Source organism: Sulfuriferula nivalis, assembly GCF_009937995.1.
Taxonomy (GTDB): Bacteria; Pseudomonadota; Gammaproteobacteria; order Burkholderiales; family Sulfuriferulaceae; genus Sulfuriferula; species Sulfuriferula nivalis.
In genome coordinates this window covers 222,466-242,958 of record NZ_AP021881.1, presented here as the reverse complement: position 1 = coordinate 242,958, position 20,493 = coordinate 222,466, and the positions used below count along the sequence as shown (strand labels likewise).

Annotated in this window: 18 protein-coding genes; 15 read left to right on the top strand and 3 right to left on the bottom strand. The window is 44.9% G+C overall.

The genetic code is table 11. The features are described from left to right. Positions 1-112: 112 nt before the first annotated feature. The 3 genes from SFSGTM_RS01285 to SFSGTM_RS01275 form a co-directional block, all read right to left on the bottom strand. The gene (locus SFSGTM_RS01285; protein WP_162083574.1) at positions 113-331 is read right to left on the bottom strand and encodes a PEP-CTERM sorting domain-containing protein; all 219 of its coding nucleotides are present in this window, start codon (positions 329-331) and stop codon (positions 113-115) included. Between the two features lie 463 nt (positions 332-794). After that, positions 795-1,025: a PEP-CTERM sorting domain-containing protein gene (locus SFSGTM_RS01280; protein WP_162083573.1), complete on the bottom strand. Its 231-nt coding sequence runs from the start codon at positions 1,023-1,025 to the stop codon at positions 795-797. A gap of 319 nt (positions 1,026-1,344) precedes the next feature. Beyond that, a complete protein-coding gene (locus tag SFSGTM_RS01275; protein ID WP_162083572.1) occupies positions 1,345-2,739 on the bottom strand; it encodes an undecaprenyl-phosphate glucose phosphotransferase in 1,395 nt (464 codons plus the stop codon). Between the two features lie 481 nt (positions 2,740-3,220). Between SFSGTM_RS01275 and SFSGTM_RS01270 the strand changes: the two genes are divergently transcribed. The 15 genes from SFSGTM_RS01270 to SFSGTM_RS01200 all read left to right on the top strand — a co-directional run bounded on the left by SFSGTM_RS01270 (position 3,221) and on the right by SFSGTM_RS01200 (position 20,446). Next, the gene (locus SFSGTM_RS01270; protein WP_162083571.1) at positions 3,221-4,645 is read left to right on the top strand and encodes a mannose-1-phosphate guanylyltransferase/mannose-6-phosphate isomerase; all 1,425 of its coding nucleotides are present in this window, start codon (positions 3,221-3,223) and stop codon (positions 4,643-4,645) included. A 34-nt stretch (positions 4,646-4,679) separates the two neighbouring features. Further along, positions 4,680-5,819 carry an XrtB/PEP-CTERM-associated polysaccharide biosynthesis outer membrane protein EpsL gene (gene epsL / locus SFSGTM_RS01265; protein WP_162083570.1) on the top strand — a complete coding sequence of 380 codons (1,140 nt, stop codon included), beginning with the start codon at positions 4,680-4,682 and terminating at the stop codon, positions 5,817-5,819. Positions 5,820-5,859: 40 nt separating this feature from the next. Continuing rightward, the gene (gene epsE, locus SFSGTM_RS01260; RefSeq protein WP_162083569.1) at positions 5,860-6,648 is read left to right on the top strand and encodes a polysaccharide export protein EpsE; all 789 of its coding nucleotides are present in this window, start codon (positions 5,860-5,862) and stop codon (positions 6,646-6,648) included. Positions 6,649-6,673: 25 nt separating this feature from the next. Continuing rightward, positions 6,674-8,068 (top strand): chain length determinant protein EpsF, encoded by a 1,395-nt coding sequence (gene epsF, locus SFSGTM_RS01255; RefSeq protein ID WP_162083568.1) that lies wholly within the window; start codon positions 6,674-6,676, stop codon positions 8,066-8,068. Between the two features lie 15 nt (positions 8,069-8,083). Further along, on the top strand, positions 8,084-8,953 hold the full coding sequence (locus SFSGTM_RS01250) for a polysaccharide biosynthesis tyrosine autokinase (protein ID WP_162083567.1): 870 nt from the start codon (positions 8,084-8,086) through the stop codon (positions 8,951-8,953). A 2-nt stretch (positions 8,954-8,955) separates the two neighbouring features. After that, positions 8,956-9,837 (top strand): exosortase B, encoded by an 882-nt coding sequence (gene xrtB / locus SFSGTM_RS01245; RefSeq protein ID WP_162083566.1) that lies wholly within the window; start codon positions 8,956-8,958, stop codon positions 9,835-9,837. Further along, the gene (gene epsI / locus SFSGTM_RS01240; protein WP_162083565.1) at positions 9,834-10,535 is read left to right on the top strand and encodes an exosortase-associated protein EpsI, B-type; all 702 of its coding nucleotides are present in this window, start codon (positions 9,834-9,836) and stop codon (positions 10,533-10,535) included. Before xrtB ends, epsI begins: the two co-directional genes overlap by 4 nt. Before the next feature lies 1 nt (position 10,536). After that, complete coding sequence (locus tag SFSGTM_RS01235) at positions 10,537-11,802, top strand: oligosaccharide flippase family protein (RefSeq protein ID WP_162083564.1); 1,266 nt, start codon at positions 10,537-10,539, stop codon at positions 11,800-11,802. Positions 11,803-11,816: 14 nt separating this feature from the next. Continuing rightward, on the top strand, positions 11,817-13,049 hold the full coding sequence (locus SFSGTM_RS01230; protein WP_162083563.1) for a Coenzyme F420 hydrogenase/dehydrogenase, beta subunit C-terminal domain: 1,233 nt from the start codon (positions 11,817-11,819) through the stop codon (positions 13,047-13,049). After that, positions 13,046-14,239, top strand: coding sequence for a polysaccharide pyruvyl transferase family protein (locus tag SFSGTM_RS01225; RefSeq protein WP_232526018.1), 1,194 nt, complete (start codon positions 13,046-13,048; stop codon positions 14,237-14,239). The genes SFSGTM_RS01230 and SFSGTM_RS01225 overlap by 4 nt, the downstream gene beginning before the upstream one ends. Further along, positions 14,236-15,780 (top strand): O-antigen ligase family protein, encoded by a 1,545-nt coding sequence (locus SFSGTM_RS01220; protein ID WP_162083562.1) that lies wholly within the window; start codon positions 14,236-14,238, stop codon positions 15,778-15,780. The genes SFSGTM_RS01225 and SFSGTM_RS01220 overlap by 4 nt, the downstream gene beginning before the upstream one ends. Positions 15,781-15,800: 20 nt before the next feature. After that, positions 15,801-16,790, top strand: coding sequence for a glycosyltransferase family 2 protein (locus SFSGTM_RS01215; RefSeq protein ID WP_162083561.1), 990 nt, complete (start codon positions 15,801-15,803; stop codon positions 16,788-16,790). 54 nt (positions 16,791-16,844) lie between these two features. After that, on the top strand, positions 16,845-17,942 hold the full coding sequence (locus tag SFSGTM_RS01210; protein ID WP_162083560.1) for a glycosyltransferase family 4 protein: 1,098 nt from the start codon (positions 16,845-16,847) through the stop codon (positions 17,940-17,942). 175 nt (positions 17,943-18,117) lie between these two features. Then, on the top strand, positions 18,118-19,080 hold the full coding sequence (locus SFSGTM_RS01205; RefSeq protein WP_162083354.1) for a hypothetical protein: 963 nt from the start codon (positions 18,118-18,120) through the stop codon (positions 19,078-19,080). A gap of 139 nt (positions 19,081-19,219) precedes the next feature. Further along, positions 19,220-20,446 carry a glycosyltransferase family 4 protein gene (locus SFSGTM_RS01200; protein WP_198420595.1) on the top strand — a complete coding sequence of 409 codons (1,227 nt, stop codon included), beginning with the start codon at positions 19,220-19,222 and terminating at the stop codon, positions 20,444-20,446. Positions 20,447-20,493 lie beyond the last annotated feature (47 nt).

Genomic DNA, 20,493 nt, shown 5'->3' with positions numbered 1-20,493 from the left:
TCACACTTACAACGAAAACGACAAACACTGTAACAACAGCGAGAAAAATTTACATATGGCGTAAAAAAACGAGGCTTAACCTCGTCTTTTTACTTAAATATACAGCAACAACTTATGCAGCAGCATCTGACTTGTTTTTACGACGCAAACGCAAACCAACCAAACCCAGACCCACTGCCATCATCGCCCATGTATCTGCTTCTGGAACAGCTGGGATAGGAGGAGGGCAAAATTTTGGGCCATGAGGACCATCAAACTCAACTGCATGAGCAGCGGCAGTAAGACCCAAACTCAACAATAAAACAGCACCAGCGGCTTTAACTAATTTCATGATATTTCTCCTTGAAAAATTTACGAAAATAAATACTGGAGCAACTTAATGGCATCTAAACGCCCCACTCAATGATAAGCATTTTATATGCCATATTTATGAAGCTTATTTTAAGTTTCTGTTATAAAGCATAATGTTAGCTAATAAACACATCCTGAAAACCTTATTGCAATCTACTATATTGGCTACACTCCAGCAAACAAGCCTATCTTGCACTGCAAGACAAACTCACACCCTATTTATCGCACATGCCTTATATCTCCCATATCGCCACACCACCCACATCTATAAAGTCTGAAAACGCACCAAAACAAGTCGACGTATGCATCAATTCCGTTCATTTCTCCATATTATCTTTATAAAAAAGACAGACAAAAACTACAGAATCTACAAAAAAACCCACCATGGACGTAAAAAAACGAGGCATAACCTCGTTTTTTTAAATTACTACTTCAGTTATTGCTTACTTAACGGCGTCTTTGTTTTTACGACGTAAACGCAAACCGACCAAACCCAGACCAACTGCCATCATCGCCCAGGTATCCGCTTCAGGTACAGCAGGTACGTTATGACCAAAATGGTGTTCGAAATGATGGCCAAAATGATGCCCTTCATGAATTTCCATAGCCTGAGCACCAACTACGAACCCAACGTTTAACAATGCAGCAATGCTAATCAATTTAATAAGTTTCATTTAATTTCCTTTAAAAATAGTTAAAAAACACAATAAAATACGAAATATAATACAAGGCAGTATCCCTATCTGCTTTATTATGACAATCAAAAAGCATTACAAATGCAAGAAGTTTATCAATTTATATATATTAGATACTACGGCAGGAGACCCTACAGAATGCCTCCTAGAATATTAAATATTGATGACAGAACAAACACTACCACCAGTTCAGCTTTACACGCCCATTACATAGACGCACTTTCATCACAAAAGTTCGTAAGAAGAAATGCAGTCCACATCTACTCAACACAAACGCACATTACCAAGCCAACTGAGACTAATAAGCCTGCGTATCCTTAAACACCAATTTAACCGTTTTAAGCATGATGGATATATCCAGCCCTATCGACCAATTCTTCAAATAAGTAATATCGTGTAGCACGCGACCCTCCATTTTATCAATGGTATCGGTTTCGCCACGAAATCCGTTAACCTGCGCCCAGCCGGTAATACCGGGCTTCACTTTATGCCGCCACATATAGCCATGGATCAGCTTACGGTAATGCTCATTATGTGCAACTGCATGCGGGCGCGGGCCGACTATACTCATGGAACCCAGCAACACATTGATGAGTTGCGGCAACTCATCCAGTGATGATTTACGCAAAAATGCACCAAGCGGGGTCACACGCGCATCATTTTTGGTCGCTTGTGTCACCGTTGCCCCATCTTCAGTAACAGTCATAGACCTGAATTTATAGACAAAAATCTCCTCACCATCCATGCCATAACGACGCTGTTTGAAGAAAACCGGCCCTTTGGAAGTCAATTTCACTAAAGCCGCAATCACCAACAGTATGGGTGAAATCATCAACAGTATCGAAGCCGATGCCAGCACATCAAAGATCCTTTTATGCACCGCATTGATGCCAACCAGAGGAGACTCGAACACCGCAATGACTGGCACACCATTCACACTTTCCAGTCGCGCCTGCACCAGATCAAAAATAAACACATCTGGCACAAAGTAAATGGACGCAGTGGTATCACGCAACGAGTTCACCAGTTCTATCACCCGAGGCTGATTGAGCATAGGCAACGTGATATACACCAAATCTATATTATTCTTGTCAACATAATCCGCCACTTCTTTCAACCCACCCGTCACAGCGGCTACCAGGCGCTGATCGGATCTATCATCCACACGATCATCAAAGAATGCATCAACTCGCGTCATCAGACTATGCTGCTGATGGATACGATTAGCCAATAGACAACCGACCTCAGTGGCGCCCACAATAACGGCTCGGCGTATCTCGCCCTTCTTACGTAGGCCAGTCAAATAAGTCCGCACAGCGAACTGACTCACATACAACATCACCAATGCCAACAGCGCCCACACTCCCAAAATCTCAGGGGAATACCAAATATATAAATTAGTGACATATACCAAACCACCCAAAATCAATATAGTTAAGAACCAGGCCACTAACAAATCCATCACATAGTGATGCGTATGCCCCAACGATGAGCCTTCCACCTCAAAAAACTTGTACCCGTCAAACACCTCGGAGCCCACAAAAAAAGCCAGCACCCCCAGCAACAAATCCATATCACTAAAGGGTGGCGCAACAACAGCAACCGAAATCATCAACGAAACAAAAATCACCAGTGGATTCACCAGACGCTTAGCCAGACCCAGCGCTGGGTGCTCATAACTAGTCACTATCATAAATTACACCTTTAGAAAATTTGCCAGCCTCGCATCGCAATAACCGACCAATCTCATCTAACCATTTCAAAAACCGCACACTAAAGCCTCATTGCCCCAGCATCCAACATGTATTTCACTAACTTGCTTATCGCTTATCCCAATATACTAAGCAAAAAGTATGACAAATAAACGAGCATACTCAAAATACGACACTCAAAATGTCATACAAAACTGCTAATATACACATGAGCATATTAACGTATTAGTATTTAGCCATATAATTGTAAGAAAAAAAAGATACAATTGCTTCATTTTATACTTACGTCACAAATCTTAGTTCGACTGACAACTCACGAACCAAATTACGTGGCATAGATTTAGCTTAGATAACTCAGGTTAGCATTTAGATATGCAATTGTTTGTGCGTTACCGCACAACAGTATGAAAAAGTTTGATTTAGACTGTGCGACATAGTGAAACAAGGCAAAACAAGGAAAAAATGACAATCCCTAAGATTTATCCCGTTATTTTATCAGGTGGCTCAGGCACACGACTGTGGCCGCTCTCGCGCGCAGCAATGCCTAAACAACTGTTGCCATTGCTATCAGCACAAACCATGCTGCAAGAAACCGTACAACGCGTCGCCTCACTCCCCAATGTCGCAGCACCACTGGTTATTTGCAATCAAGAACACCGCTTCATGATCGCCGAGCAGCTTCGCGCCATCGATGTTGCCGCCCAGGGTATCGTGCTGGAACCCGTTGGTCGCAATACCGCACCTGCCATCGCTGTCGCCGCACTCATGTTGCAGCGCACCGATCCTGATGCACTCATGCTGGTATTGCCTGCGGACCACCTTATCGGCGACCCAGCCGCATTTGCCCTTGCCGTAGAGCACGCCGCAACTGTCGCCCAGCAAGGTTATCTCACCACATTCGGCATCGTTGCTCACACCCCTGAAACAGGGTTTGGCTACATACAACAAGGCACAGCCATTACCGACCACGCCTACCAGGTTCAAGCTTTTGTAGAGAAGCCAGCCCGCGAAATTGCCGAACAATATGTCGCCAGCGGTGAATATTACTGGAACAGCGGCATGTTCCTGTTCCGTGCCGACGACCTGATCAGCGAACTGCGTCGACTGAGTCCTGACATACTCGACGCCTGCATTCAGGCACTGGAGCTCGCCAAAAACGATCTGGATTTTATCCGCCTCGACCCTGCCGCTTTCAGCGCATGCCCGGCAGACTCAATAGACTATGCCGTCATGGAGCGCACCACCAAAGCCGCCGTCATCCCAGCCGATATAGACTGGAGTGACATAGGTGCATGGAGCGCCGTATGGGAAGCCAGCGCCAAAGACACACAGCACAACGCCATCCGTGGTGACGTTATCACCGAAGACGCAAATCGCAACCTCATCCGTGCCGAATCCAGATTAGTGGTTGCGCTGGGCGTCGATGACCTAATGATAATAGAAACAGCCGACGCCGTATTAGTCGCCCCCAAAGATCGCGCCCAGGATGTCAAACTCATCGTAGACCAACTCAAAGCCCTCAAACGCAATGAGCATCTCTATCATGAACGCGTCTATCGTCCGTGGGGCTGGTATGAGGGCATAGACAGTGGCGACCGCTTCCAGGTCAAACGCATCATGGTCAATCCAGGCGCCAAACTATCGCTACAAATGCACCATCATCGTGCAGAGCACTGGGTAGTGGTCTCAGGCACCGCCATAGTAGTGCGTGATGAAGAATCCATCATCCTCACAGAAAATCAATCAACTTACATCCCACTTGGCAGCAAACATAGACTGGAAAACCCGGGCAAAGTCGCATTGCACCTGATAGAAGTGCAATCAGGCGCCTACCTGGGTGAAGACGATATTGTTCGCTACGAAGACATATACCAACGCAATGCATAAACCAGTACAAAAAACCCTATACGCAATCGGCTTCATGAGCATCAGCGCAATGGCACATGCCGATCTGAGCAACACCTTTTCACCCTACGTCAGCGCAGCAACTGCCTACAACAGCAACTTATTCCTGCTGCAAAACGATCAGGCAGCGCTTGCTAATCTTGGCACCACCAACATGTCAGAAACCTATCAAGCCTATGCGGCTGGGGTGAATATGAACTGGCAGCTCAGTCGTCAGGTAATTAGCGGCCACGCTGAAATCAGCCAGGTCAATTTCAACACTTATACCGGCATGAATTACACAGGGCATGACCTTGCATTGAAATGGGACTGGTTGGTAGATAGCATATTACAAGGTGACGTTGGCGTATCAGACAAACTAACCCTCGCACCGTTTCTTTACACAAAAAAGCCCCTTGCGAACTTGCTCACCACCCGCACAGCATTTATAAATAGCTTCGTCAAAATCAACAACCGCTGGCAAATCAAGTTAGGTGCAGACACGACTCACACAATCAATAGTTACACCACGCCACCAAATAGCCAACAATACAACGATATCAATATAGACAGCTACAACGCAGGCTTTCGTTACATCACACCCAAAGGCAGCACATTCGACTTTCTTAGCAAAGTCAGTAACGGCAACTATCCTGAACAATTGACCAACCTGTACACCTACACCCAATACGACAACGGCGTCACATTTGACTGGATCGCCACAGGCAAAACCAAATTAAGCGGAAGACTCAATTACACCAAGCGCGACTATCCTAATAGCCAACAAAACGACTATGCAGGTGTCACTGGTCGAATAGCAGCAGACTGGTTTGCAACCAGCAAAACCACACTGAACCTCACTATTTACCGTGACCTCAATACCTACATCACCAGCACTTCCAGCTATGACGTTACCCAGGGTGTTTCCGCCCAGGCCATATGGTTAGCCACAGATAAAGTTACCGCCACATTATTAGGTAAACATGAAACCATCGATTTTCAAAGCACTCCTATTCGTACAGATGAGCTCACCACCGCCAGCCTGGATTTAGGTTATCAACTATTTCGCAAAACCAAGATTGACCTCATTGCTGAACGCGGCGTCCGCCATTCTAACGCCGCGCTTGATAGCTACCGTTACAACAGTGTCATGTTGGGCCTGAATAATGCTTTCTAATCTTATAACCTCAAGCAACCTCACCACGATGGAGAACATCATGCGTAAACTGTTTTATTTCCTTATGCTAGCGTTATTAACATTCACGCTGCCCGCACATGCAAAAGAATACCTCTTAGGTGCAGGCGACGTCGTTCACATCACCGTTTACGACCATCCTGACTTACTGGTCGATGCCGCACAAATCGACGAGGACGGGAACCTGTCTGTACCCCTCATCGGTGCAACACCCGTTGCGGGCCTCACTACTAGCGCGGCTCAAAAGCGCATAGAGAGTGCACTGGTGAAAGGCGGCTTTATCATCAATCCGCACATCAACCTCATCGTCCAACAATATCGCAGCAAACAAATTTCTGTCCTTGGCCAAGTCAACAAGCCCGGCAAGTACGCACTGGAATCCACCAGCAATGTCTCTGACCTGTTAGCCCTCGCGGGCGGCATCAGCCCACTTGGCTCAGACAACATCATCCTTATTCACAAAGTCGATGGCAAACTCCAGCAAACCCCGATTAACACCCTGGCCTTATTCAAAGGCGGCAAGCTGGATCTCAACTACACCATTGCTGACGACGACATCCTCTACGTTCCACGCGCTGAGGTTTTCTACATCTACGGTGAAGTACAAAAACCCGGTGCCTATCGCCTGGAGAAAAACATGAACATCATGCAAGCCATCTCGCTAGGTGGTGGCATCACCCTGCGCGGCACCGAGCGCGGCGTACAGATACGGCGTGAAGATGATAATGGCAAACCCGTTGTTATTCCGGCTGACGCCATGGCGACCGTACAGCCAGACGACGTTATTTATGTAAAAGAAAGCTTGTTCTAATCGCACAGGCACAAAGGTAAACACCATGAACATGATCAGTTTTTTAAGAGTCCTACTGGCGCGCAAAAAAATCCTGCTAACCACCATAGCAGTGACATTGCTGTCTGCCATTGCTATCAAAAGCATACTGCCGCCATCCTACGTGGCTACGGCTAGTGTACTTGTCGATGCCAATCAGCCCGACACGGTGACAGGTGCTATGCTCTCACCCCAGCTCATGCCTGGCTATATTGCAACCCAAGTGGATGTCATTGGCAGCCACAATGTCGCGCTCAAAGTTGTTGATGACCTCAAGTTCACAACAGATCCGCAAGCCAAACAAGAATTCATGAATGATACCCACGGTGCAGGAAGCATACGCGACTGGCTCGCAGACGCACTACTCAAGGATCTAAACATTACTCCATCACGTGAAAGCAATCTCATCGACGTAGCATACAAATCTACCGATGCAGAGTCAGCCATGGTTATTGCTAACGCATTTGTTAAAGCCTACATTCAAACCAACCTCGAGCTACAAACTGCGCCCGCCGCTCAAACCAACAAATGGTATGAATCCCAATTAAACGAACTGCGTACTAAACTTGTAACGGCACAAAAATCATTATCTGACTATCAGCAAAGCAAAGGCATCGTCAATGTAGATGAGAAACTGGACGTTGAAAGCTCACGCTTAGCAGGCACAGCCACGCAACTCACCGCAGCACAAGATCAGACTTTCGACAGCAGCTCACGCAACAGTCGCTCAGGTGACCAACTGTCTGACGTCATGAACAACCCCGTTATTCAATCACTGCGCACCCAAATCGCCACAGCGGAAGCCAAGCTGGATCAGCTCTCGCGCAGTGTAGGGAAAAATCACCCAGACTATCAACGCGCCACCGCTGAAGTCAGTGCGCTACATGAACAACTCGCAATAGAAACGCGTAATGCCCAACAAAGCATCAACACCAGTATGCGTGTTGCCCAGCAACGTGAAGCTGATCTTCGTGGCTCACTGGCCAGCCAGAAAGAAAAACTGCTCGCGCTCAAACAGAACCGTGATGCAGGTGCCATACTCGTGCAAGACGTAGAAAGTGCACAAAAAGCCTATGACATGGCATTGCAACGCGCCACCGAAACTCGCATGGCCAGCCAAACCAACCAGACCAACATTTCCTTGCTTAATCCGGCAACTATGCCAACCAAACCCGCCAGCAAAAGCATCATTATTATTGCCATACTGGCACTGTTCATGGGTAGCTTCCTAGGCTTGGCGCTTACTTTAGTAGCAGAAATGCTGGATCGTCGCGTGCGTACAGACAGCGACCTCACCGATGTACTTGATCTCCCCGTACTGGTCACGCTCAACAGCATCCAGCCGCAAAAACCTAAACGACTACTGGGTTTATTCAATCGCCAACAAGCACAACTGAATTAAATCTGGAGAACAAATATGATCACGACCCTAACCAACATCCAGCCACAGACAGCCGCAGCCGACGACTCCATTGGCAACCTGCTGATGCGCGCAGGTAAAATCAGCGTACCCGACGTAGCCAAAATCATCGCACTACAACAATCCGACTCACTCAGATTCGGTGAAGCTGCGATTAAATTAGGCTTAGTCACTGACGATGACATTCGCCGTATCCTCGCTGACCAATTTGATTTCACCTACCTGCTACCAGGCGAGGGGGGTTACAGCAGCGAGCTCGTTTGCGCCTATCGGCCATTTACCCAGCCCGCAGAAAAGATACGCGTCCTGCGCAACCAGCTCATGTCCCGCTGGTTTAGTCATGGCAAAAAAACACTCTCGATATTGGGGGCTAACAGTGGAGCGGGTGCAAGTTATGTAGCAGCCAACCTTGCGGTAACTTACGCCCAGCTAGGGCAACGCACCCTGTTAATAGATGCCAACTTGCACAACCCACGCCAGCACGAAATATTCAATCTGAATAATCATGCGGGTTTAACCAGTCTGCTAGCTGGTCGTGGTGACCTGACCAGCATAGTCAAAATGGACGCATTAGCAGGGTTATCCGTATTGCCAAGCGGAGCGCTTCCACCCAACCCTGCTGAACTTATCGCACGCGGCTTGAACGCTAAGCTACTCAATGAACTAAGTCAGCATTTCGACACCATCCTGTTTGACACCCCTGCGTTTAACATACACGCCGAAAGCGCCAGCCTCGCCATCATTAGTGAAGCCAGCATCATCGTCGCACGGCAAGACAGCACTAGGCATCGTGATCTAGAACTAATCCGCAACACCCTCAATGGCACCAGTGCACACCTTATCGGCACTGTATTCAACGAAGCCTAGACATGACCACTGCCAACCCGACACCATCACCAGTTAACAGAAATCTGAACATTGCGCTGGTTTGGCTACCAATTATCATCGGGTTGGCAGCATTATTGATGCCCACTTTTTACGAACTCGCAACCACATTATGGGATACCGAGGAACAAGGTCACGGCCCATTAATTCTGGCAGTAGTGTTGTATTACTTTTGGTTAAAACGTGATGTACTCATCCAGCCAGCCAAATCTACATCTCCCATCACTGGCAGCACCATCTTAGCCATAGGTTTACTGCTCTATGCATTAGGTCGCTCGCAAAGCATCTACATATTTGAAGTCGGCGGGCTAATTCCTATCCTCACAGGCATGTTGCTCATCACGCGAGGGATAGCTGGACTACGCAGTTTCTGGTTTCCAATTGCATTTATACTGTTCATGATTCCATTGCCTGGCTCGCTAATCGACGCACTGACTGGCCCGCTAAAACAGTATGTCTCCATCGCAGTAGAAAACATACTGTATTACTTCAATTACCCCATCGCCCGTAATGGCGTGATACTCTCGATTGGCTACTATCAGCTATTAGTCGCAGATGCCTGCTCAGGACTCAACTCCATGTTCTCGCTGAGCGCGTTAGGGTTTCTGTATCTATACATGATGCAATATCGCAACTGGTTCAGAAACGGCTTAATACTTGCCAGCATTTTGCCCATCGCCTTTGCCGCCAATGTTGTGCGCGTCATTATTCTTACACTGGTCACATACCACTGGGGTGATGAAGCAGGTCAAGGCTTTATTCACGGTTTTGCAGGTATAGTCTTATTCATCGTTGCACTACTGAGCTTCATGCTATGGGATGCAATATTGGCGCTACTCTTCACGACCAGAAAGCATAGCGCATGAAAACCATCCCACTCAAATCCTGGATAATCGGACTATGCATGGTAGCTGCTGCACTGTTGTCCATAGTGTTAACACCCACTAGACTCACTGCTGCAACAGCCCCCAAGATTGATTTAGAAACCATGATACCTAAGCAGTTTGGGGACTGGCATCAACTGCAAGAGCTTGACGTCATTGCAGTAAACCCAGCAGTGCAAGCTAACCTCGACAAAATCTATCAACAAACATTATCACGCACCTACGTGAATACGAAGGGCGAGCAAATCATGCTCTCCCTAGCCTATGGCGGCAATCAACGCGATGAAATGCAAGTTCACAAACCAGAGATTTGCTACCCTGCTCAAGGTTTTCAAGTGTTGCACATGAACACGGGAACACTACACCTAACCCAAGATAAAAGAGACATCCCTGTCAAACGTCTGGTTACTTCACTAGGTGAAAGAGTGGAGCCAGTCACTTACTGGATTACCGTAGGTGATCAAATTGCACTAGAGAGCCTGAAATGGAAATTAGCCCAACTCAAATATGGCCTAACGGGGAAAATACCAGATGGCATGCTATTCCGAGTTTCATCTATTGACACGAACTCCAATCAAGCTTTTGCCCTGCAAGATACCTTCATCAATGCATTAGTAGACGGCATAGCGCTTAAAGACCGCGACCGTTTTATTGGGCATAACCCAGGTCAGGCGGGATAACATGAAGAATATATTCTTCATGGGGTCGAGCACCGCTATCCGCTTAGTCTTTGGACTGCTGACTTTCTCCATCCTCGCAAGACTGCTCGGTCCCGCTTCATTTGGTTTATTCATGGTTTGGTTATCTATTGCCACACTGTTGGGCTTAATAGCCAATTATGGATTTAGCCCCTACTTACTACGTGAAATCGGTGTCAAACCTGATACAGCACATACGCTAATGAGCGAGGTGCTGTCCGCCAAAATACTCATATCTGGCATATTGATATTAGCCGCACTCTGCGCAATGCCGTTTATCGCAGCAACCAACCGATGGGTATTCCTCACCATCATGCTCGCATTGTTAATTGACTCGGTAACAGATTTCTTAAACGTAGGTTATCGCGCCACCAATCGGTATGCGGCGGAAACACGCATTGCCACTATTGCATCAGCAATGCAATTTACCATCATTGCCGCCAGCGTCTGGTATGCACCAAGCGTATTAGCCGCCGCTTTAGGCTTTCTTATATCGCGCATAGGGGTACTCACATTAACTTGGTGGGATCAAGCACAATACTTTGCGAATCTACGCCCTGCCCCGTTACACCGCGCAATACACCAATTACGCCTAGGCTTATCCTATGCAGTAGATTTCGCATTGCAAAGTTTATTTGGGCAAATTGATAGCGTAGTGCTTAACTTTTATTTAGGACCTGCTGCAGTGGGTTTATACCAGGCTGGTATGCGCCTGGTTCTCGGTGGCGCTCAGGCAGCTAATGTATTGAGCAACGTATTCATACCCCGCATTTCTGGTGTCATCCATAATGCAACTCAACTACAACATGAAGGGCAGCGTTTACAAACAGCATTTATTACCGTAGGTGCTTTATTCGGTCTCATATTGGCAATAGGTGCCAAACCGATTGTTTATTTACTATTCGGCGAACAATTCAATGACTTGGTTAACTTATTGCCATGGTTTGGATTATTGTTTTTCGTAAGGTTCCTCGCATCAGCATTCGGCATCATGCTTACTTCAGCAGGGCGCCAAAAATTCCGCGCTAAAATTAATGCAGCGCAATGGATCATCATCTTAACAATAGCAACGGTGCTCATCCCTCAATATGGCGATATTGGTTGGATACTATCCCTCACCATTGGAAACCTACTGCTAGCCATTGTTTATTTTGTAGCCTCTATCAAATTTGTACGCCCTACCCGCAGCAATACACTCATTGCTTTTGTTAGCTGTGGCGCCTTCTTCCCATTTTTACATTTTAATTGAGCCGCACAAGCGAAATGAAACTAAAGCCAAACTCACCTACTGACGGGTTAATCGACACCATCACAAAAAATGGCTTGTGCACAGGTTGTGGGCTATGTGAGTCGATTGCGCCCAAAGGGCAGATTCAAGTAGAACTAAACGCATCAGGTTACTTGCGACCACGCACACTTGAGACCTTGTCATCAGCAACCGAAAATAAAATTGCAGAAGTATGCCCAGGAGTAACAGTACAACATCCTGCTGGCATCAAAGGCTACCATCCGATTTGGGGGCCCTTAGTCAAAGTGCGAACAGGATTTGCAACCGACCCAGAAACCAGAAAACAAGGCTCCTCTGGCGGCGTCATCTCTGCGCTTTTAATTCACTTATTGGAATCTGGCAAGATTGACTTTGTAGCACAAATTGCCACCAGCCAGCAAAACCCTCTCGCTAATGAACTGCAAATCAGTCGCAACCGAGCAGATGTATTACGGGCAGCTGGTTCGCGTTACGCACCTTCTGCTCCATTACGCACTCTGCGAGATTTACTTGCAACAAGCCAAAAATTTGCCTTTGTTGGCAAACCATGTGACGTTGCGGCATTACGCAGATATTCAGAATTAAACAAAGAAATCAAAACACAAATACCCTACATGCTCTCATTTATGTGCGCTGGCATCCCCAGCATGAAGGGCACATACGAAGTATTGGAGAAGCTCGGTACTGATAGTACAAAATTATCCAGTTTCCGTTATCGTGGTGATGGTTGGCCAGGTATGGCGCGTGCAGTACAAAAAGATGGCCAGACATTCGAAATGGATTACAACACGTCATGGGGGACTATCTTGAATCGGCACCTTCAGTTTCGTTGCAAAATTTGTCCAGATGGAACAGGAGAGTTTGCTGATATAGTCTGTGCCGATGCATGGTACGGTAAAGATGGATACCCCGATTTCACCGAACGTGATGGTCGTAGTTTATTATTATCGAGAACAGATACAGGGGAAACACTCATTGCAGATGCCCTGGCAAATAATACGATCCAAATCAACAATCTCGAAATCGACGAAATTGCCAAAATGCAACCTTATCAAGTACAACGCAAACAAGTAGCACTGGCAAGAACACTTGCCACCCGCTTTGCGCTAGGCATTGCGCCAACATATCGAAATCTAAGTCTACTACGAGCATCTACGAGTGCAGCACCCATGAATTTTATTCGCAATGCCATTGGCACATATCGTCGGGCAAATGGAGAAGTACAGTGAGCCAAACAACAATACCTAAAACGAAAATTACTATCGGACTGCTCTGGCACTCCATCTCTTCAGACAATCTTGGCGTTGGCGCATTAACAGAATCACAAATTGCAATATGCCAAGCCGCAGCCGTTCGCGCAGGAGTCGATGTAAATTACTTAATATTTGGCACAACGGGCGGTAAGCATTATGTGCCCCAAGGCATTTCTGTCCGTATAGGTAGCCGTATTTCAATCAAGCAGATGATGCGTGGAAACTCACCATTTCTCAAAGAACTCGATCAATGCGATCTGATATTAGACATAGGTGAAGGTGATAGTTTTGCCGACATTTACGGCATCAAGCGATTTATTTTCTTAATCGTCAGCAAAATCGCCGTATTAGCAAAACATAAACCCCTAATACTCAGCCCCCAAACAATAGGGCCGTTTGATCACTGGTTACCTCGCAAACTGGCTATCGCGGTAATGCAACGTTGCAATCAGGTCTTTGCCCGAGATGGACTATCATCGAGCTACCTTACAAAAAACGGTGTTAGGGGAAATACCACTGAAGTAATTGACGTTGCATTTCGCCTGCCATTTACTCGCCCAGAGCATCATACAAATAACAAGGTACATATTGGCGTAAATGTTTCAGGGCTGCTGTTCTCGGGTGGATACACAGAAAACAACCAGTTTGGATTAACGCTAGATTATCCAGCACTCATTCGCGAATTATTACGCGAATGGACTAACGACCCGCAAAATGAGGTATGGCTGATTCCCCATGTTATTCCAGATGACCTGCCCGTCGAAGATGATCGAATCGCAATTGATGCATTATTGACCGAGTTTCCAAGTGCACAGCGTGCACCTGACTTTAACAGCCCAAGCGAAGCTAAATCATTCATTTCGGGCATGGACTTCATGACGGGTGCACGCATGCATGCCTGCATCGCAGCTTTTTCCACTGGCGTTCCAGTTGTCCCACTCGCTTATAGCCGTAAATTTAATGGCCTTTTCTCATCGCTCAACTACCCATGGATCGCGGATGGCAAATCAATGGATACTGCCACTGCATTCAAGACAATCATGGAAGGCTACGATAAAAGGGAATTATTGAAAAATCAGGTTGCAGAGGGCAATCAAACTGCAAATACACTTTTACAGAAATATGAAGACTATATTGTGCTCTGCATGATTGGTAAATACTCATGAACTCCAAATATTCAGAAGCCAACAAATCACAGTCATTACTTTTCAAAATAGCATTATTTGGCTTCATCGGTTTTGCACTATTTATTGCTGGCGCATTAACTGCAGCGACCCCAGTTTTTGCCGCAAAATTATTACTTATCCCGCTGCTCCTTATTACAATTGCAATGGCCTTCCTTAGCCAGACCGACAAACCATTAAGTGATGGATTCCTCAAAGTTTGGCTGGCCATATTGCTTGGCACCATGGCCTTATGGCCTACCTATATGATTATTAAAATTGGAGAGTTTCCCGCGATTGATGCACGTAGAATCGTCGCGGGCTTAAGTTTAGCCGCCATGTTTTTCTTCTTAATCTCTCGTAAAGATATATATCGCTCCCTATTTAAAGAGAATATCGGTCCATTACGCACAGGTAGCTTACTAGTCACCGCCTATGCCATTTGGCGTATCGCATCATGTTTCGTTTCCCCTTCACCGATTGAGTCGCTGGTGCAAGTTTTCTGGGAAATACTGTACTACTACAGCATGTTTTTTGTAGGTGCATTATTTTTCAGTCGCCCAAGCTTACACGGCTGGGTCATGACTGTCTTTATGGTGCTCGCGATCTTGATATCTGGCTATGCAGGCATCGAATGGATAATGAAAAAAAACATCCTGCTGCAATTTATTCCCAGCGGGAAAGACTTTGCTGATTTTCAAGCTGCGCTTACCTTGTCTCGTCTGCGTGATGGATTCTTCAGATCACAAAGCACATTTGAGCATCCTTTACTATTAGCCGAATTTTCTGCCATGGCAGTATGTTTTGGCTTGGCAGCCATGTTATGGACTAATAAATCACTGGCTTTCCGGGTGCTGGGAACAATTACGTTGATTGGCGCCATCGCTGCTGCCTTTTTATCAGGATCGCGCAGTGCACTCGTCACAGTTGCCGCGGGTGGTAGCATGGTAAGCATGCTATGGTTTTTTTCACCTAAACAACAAATAACAAGTGGCAAATCGGCCTTACGAAAACTGTCATTCATAATGACACTCATCGCCGCACTTGCTATCGCTCTACCTGCAGTAACACTACTGTCACAAGGCAAATCCAAGAGTGAAGTGACCAGCACAGCGGCTCGTGTACAAATGCTCAAACTTGGCATACCCAGTATTGAACAATACCCTTTATTAGGGACTGGACCTGGAACAGGCGGTATGGTTGCTGGCATCCTGACGGGGTCGGGCGTTCGTACGCTTGATAATTACTTCTTGGCAATTGCTATTGAAAGCGGAGTGCCCGCAATTTTATTGCTTTTAGCGTGTTTAATTTATCCAATGTGGGTCATATTCAACCGTTTAATCAATGGTACCCCCCACCTCCCCCAATATTTTGCTGCAATATTAGGATGCCTGATTGTGACAACGCTAACCCACACTGTATTGTGGATGCCTTATAACATGTTTTTTACATTTATTCTTAGTGGAGCTGCATTAGCTGCATTTTCTAACACATCTAGAAATGACTCTAAATACCCCCCTCCCACTTCAACCATATCTAGCTAATTTGAATTGGTGTATTGCTCATGAACAAACGGATTGCGATCATTATCCTAAATTGGAATGGCTGGAAGGACTCTCTGGAATGTCTGGAAAGTCTGCGCTCCCTTGAACGCCAAGATTTTGCCATAGTGGTGGTAGATAATGCCTCTACAGACGACTCACGTGCCAAATTACTAGAATGGATATCTACCCATAATCCCAGCGCACATATCGATGCCATAATCAATGAAGTAGATATTGGAAGCTTTCATCGCGAATTTAAAAATTCTGAATATATATACATTCAATCGTCAAGTAATGGTGGTTTTGCGGCAGGCAATAATTTAGGAATTCGATTGGCATTACAGGCTGGTTGCGAGTATGTCTGGTTGTTAAATAATGACACAATAGTCGATCCAGCAGCCTTAGTGACACTCGAACAGTGTATGGCTCAGGATGTCGGAGTTGGTATGTGCGGCTCCATGCTCATTTATTACGATGACCGTACAGTAGTGCAGGCCATTGGTGGCGTTCAGTTTAATTTTTTGCTGGGTCGAGGTAACCAGCTCGGTCAGGGTCTATCGACCGACGATATCAGAGTAGTGGAACCAGCAAAAGACGCTCTCACTTATATCTCTGGCGCATCCTTATTTGTAAGATCTGAATTTTTGCGCGACGTGGGCTTAATGGAAGAAAGCTATTTTCTATATTTCGAAGAAATTGATTGGGCGGTACGTGCTAAGCCAAAATGGAAAATCGCTATGGCGCTTGATAGTATTGTTTATCACAAAGAAGGCGGATCAATTGGCACAGCGAGCCGTGCCAAGCGGTCAGCTCTGTCACAGTATTATCTTAACCGCAATTTAATACGATTTTACATGCTAAGAATGCCTTGGTTGATACCAGTTGCATTACTACGTGTTATCAGAGAATGGTTGCGGCTGATTTATCAAAAAGAGCATGTACTAGCCAACACTACTTTCACCGCACTAGTCGATGGACTGTTGATGCAATCTGGCCCAAGGAAGCCTTAAGTTGCCTTTCAAATTTTGGTACTTAGATCATAAAAAATATAGGCCGAACAATTCATGAAAATTGAGATCGTTAGTTTTACAGGCAATTCTGGGTTAACTGACTACGCCATTTCACTTGCTCGCGCATTAATTAATCATGCGCAAATACGAGTTGTTTCTGCGCAGTCACTCCCCAACACATTTAATAATATGGGTTTCAAAATAGAGCGCGTCTTTCGCCGAAGTCGCCAATACCCTATTGATATTTTCAAATTTTTATTTGGGGTGATCACCAGAAAACCAGATTGGATAATATTTCAAGGGCCAATAAAATTCCCTCTTATTGATGCTTTAGTTGTTAGACTAATACGTTTATTTGGCATTAAAACGGCTATAACTGTTCATGATGTTTTGCCACATTACCCACGCAAATGGAGCATATTTGAGTTTGGGTTTTATTATCGATCTTTTGATAAAGTTATTGCTCATTCAGAAGCTGCGAACCGAATACTTCTCAATCAATTAAAAATCACTAAAGATATTTTGATCGTACCGCATGGTGTTTACGACATATTCAATTTAACTAACATAACTCAATTAAATGCTCGTAAAAAAATTGGCCAGTTAGTATCTGATGATTTTATTGTTCTTTTTTTCGGTCACTTGGAACCTAGAAAAGGATTAATGGAGTTTTTAGCGATGGCGAAAATGTGTAATCAGCCAGAAATAAAGTTTTTAATCGCGGGTAAAAATGATCTTTCGAAACATGGACAAAAATACTCTGATGAATTAGATGCTGCACGCACCTTACCAAATGTAATTATTCACGACTCACGAATCGAATTTGAAAACGTAGAGAATTATTTCTCGGCTTGTGACATAGTCGCACTACCTTATTTAGAAGGTTCAACAAGTGGTGTATTGAAACTGGCCTTAGCATTTGGCAAACCGATTATTGCAACAAGCGTTGGCGATTTGCCTGAACAAACTCCTGAAGGTGGTGGCATCCTAGTATCCTGCGACACAAACATTGCAGAAAACTTCTTAAATGCCATCACGCAAATTAAGTGCACCTACCAACCATATTCAGAAGCAATGAACAATGCAAAACAGTCAGCCAACTGGGCCGCTATCGCCGATAGCATTTTTCAACATTTAGCTCCACAGAATTAAAATTAATTTGAATTTTGTATATGCAATCAAGAAAACTTAATATTTATTTAAATGCGTATATATACTCTCCATTAAAAGTATTAACTCATGGTGGATTTTATAAAATGAACTACCTTTGTAGTAGTGGAAAACCAATTTCATGATTATTCTATAACAACTTTATTGAGGTGAACTTATGAATACGATAAACAGAGGGTTGATTTTCGGCATCGGGTTGTTTGCAAGTTTCGGTTTTTCGTTAAATGCAAACGCGGCTCCAAATAGTCAAAAGCTAGGAATTAGTCAATCACAATTACAGCAATTTAATATCGACCAGACGCTATCTAGTGAAGCATACCCTCAAGGTGTACCGACAAACTATGGATGGGGGGGGCACCCATGGATGCATGCTGGCAATAATGTTCCCAGTAGTTTTACTGCAATTACTGGATGGGCTCAAATAATGTGGGCTCAGGGAATCACTTCAAGCAATGATTATGTTCAAATACAAAATTTTAAAACTTTAATTTGCACTGTAAGCAATGGCGCTCATAGTTGGTCTCTATTACAGCAAGGAGACATAGATGGAAGTGAGTTTGATTCTGACTATGTCAATAATGTAAATACACCCCCTCCTTATTTTTTACAAATAACAAATTCAGGATTAGCTACTATCGGTATCGACACTGGAAACAAGGCTTTCCATTATTGGTATAAACAGGGGCGTGTATTGCTACCAAGCACAAATATTTGCGGCACTTTATCCGTCCTACAGGCAAGAACTGTCACCAAAGCATCTGGAGGAACAGCCCCTGGTGGCAATGGTGCATATGTCATTAGCGTCGGTGGTGATTATTGGCTAAACACCATGGCCGCATGGAATCAAAACACGACTAACACTAGTATTGATATAGGCCGATTTAAACTTATCACAGGTCAATGGCAATGGTTTGGGGTAAGTACGGCTTCGGATACGGATCTCCTTAATTTATACCAGTATGGTTACACGACCAGTACCAGTACCAGTACCAGTACCAGTACCAGTACCAGTGCCAATACCAGTGCCAATACCAGTGCCAATACCAGTGCCAGTACCAGCACCAGCACCAGCACCAGCATCCCAACAAAAAAATATATACGAATTAAAACAATTTATTGATGTTCATGAATACATTATCCATAACAGCATGTTAAAAACTAATGGATAAATTTTAACAACACCCTCACTCTTATCAGGTGAAAACCAAGCCCCTAATAAGAGTGACACATATAAATACCCTTCAAAATGAAAGTAAAACGTGATCAAGTTACTAAGTATTAACAACTACCACTACCGACGAGGTGGCTCTGACGTCGTTTATCTTGATCACGCAGATTTGATGGGAGAACTGGGTTGGGAAAATGCTTTTTTTTCCATGAACCACCCCAAAAATATAGAGACAAAATGGTCTAAATATTTCATCGATGAAATTGAATTTGGACATAGTTACTCAGTAATCGATAAGCTGAAAATGGCCTCTAAAGTTATTTATTCATTCGAGGCACAAAAGAAATTAAACACCTTGTTAAACGATTACCCTGCTGATGTGGCGCATTTGCATTGTATTTATCACCACTTATCCCCCTCGATTTTGCCCACATTAGCAAAAGCTGGCGTGCCGATAGTCATGACGGCACACGATCTCAAAATCGCCTGCCCAGCTTATAAGATGCTCAACGATAATGGTATTTGTGAACAATGTAAGGGTGGCAATTTACTGAATGTCGCAACGAATCGTTGCATTCGAGGATCTCTTGCCCCTAGCGCTATTGTTGCCATGGAAAGTCTGTTGCATCAAAAGCTCAACACCTATAAAAAATATTTAAGCAAAATCGTTGTGCCTAGCCGATTCTTTATGGAGAAGTTTATTGAGTGGGGCTGGCCTCGCGATAAATTTGTTTATATCCCAAATTATATTGATGCAAGCCGTTTTACACCCACCTATGAGCCAGGAAACTACTTCCTGTTCTTTGGGCGCTTGGCACAAGAAAAAGGCGTAGCCACACTCCTGCGCGCAGCAAAGCAAGCAGGGATTAAGCTAAAGATTGCAGGAACAGGTCCAGAAGAAGAAGCTATGCATGCCTTACAGGCTGAGCTACAAGGCGATGTGGAATTTCTCGGATATCAAAGTGGTGCCGCTTTGCATGCATTAATAGCTGGAGCGAGAGCAATCGTGCTGCCATCAGAATGGTATGAAAATGCACCTATGAGTATCCTTGAAAGCTACGGGTTTGGTAAACCAGTAATAGGCGCAAACATTGGTGGCATACCCGAAATGATAGAAGATGGATTAACTGGCTGGCAGTTTGAAAGCAGAAATGTTGAAGATTTAGCTGCAGTCTTATCACGTGTTAATGCGATGCCTGATGCTGAAGTTGCCAAACATGGCAGGGCGGGGCGGGCACTGGTAGAAGAACGATTTAATCGTGCTGGTTATGTAAATTCAACATTAAAAATGTACGCTGATCTGGGCTTAAAAACATAACAATAATTTGCAATACCGCAATAATTAACATTGGTCTGAGAGAAGTA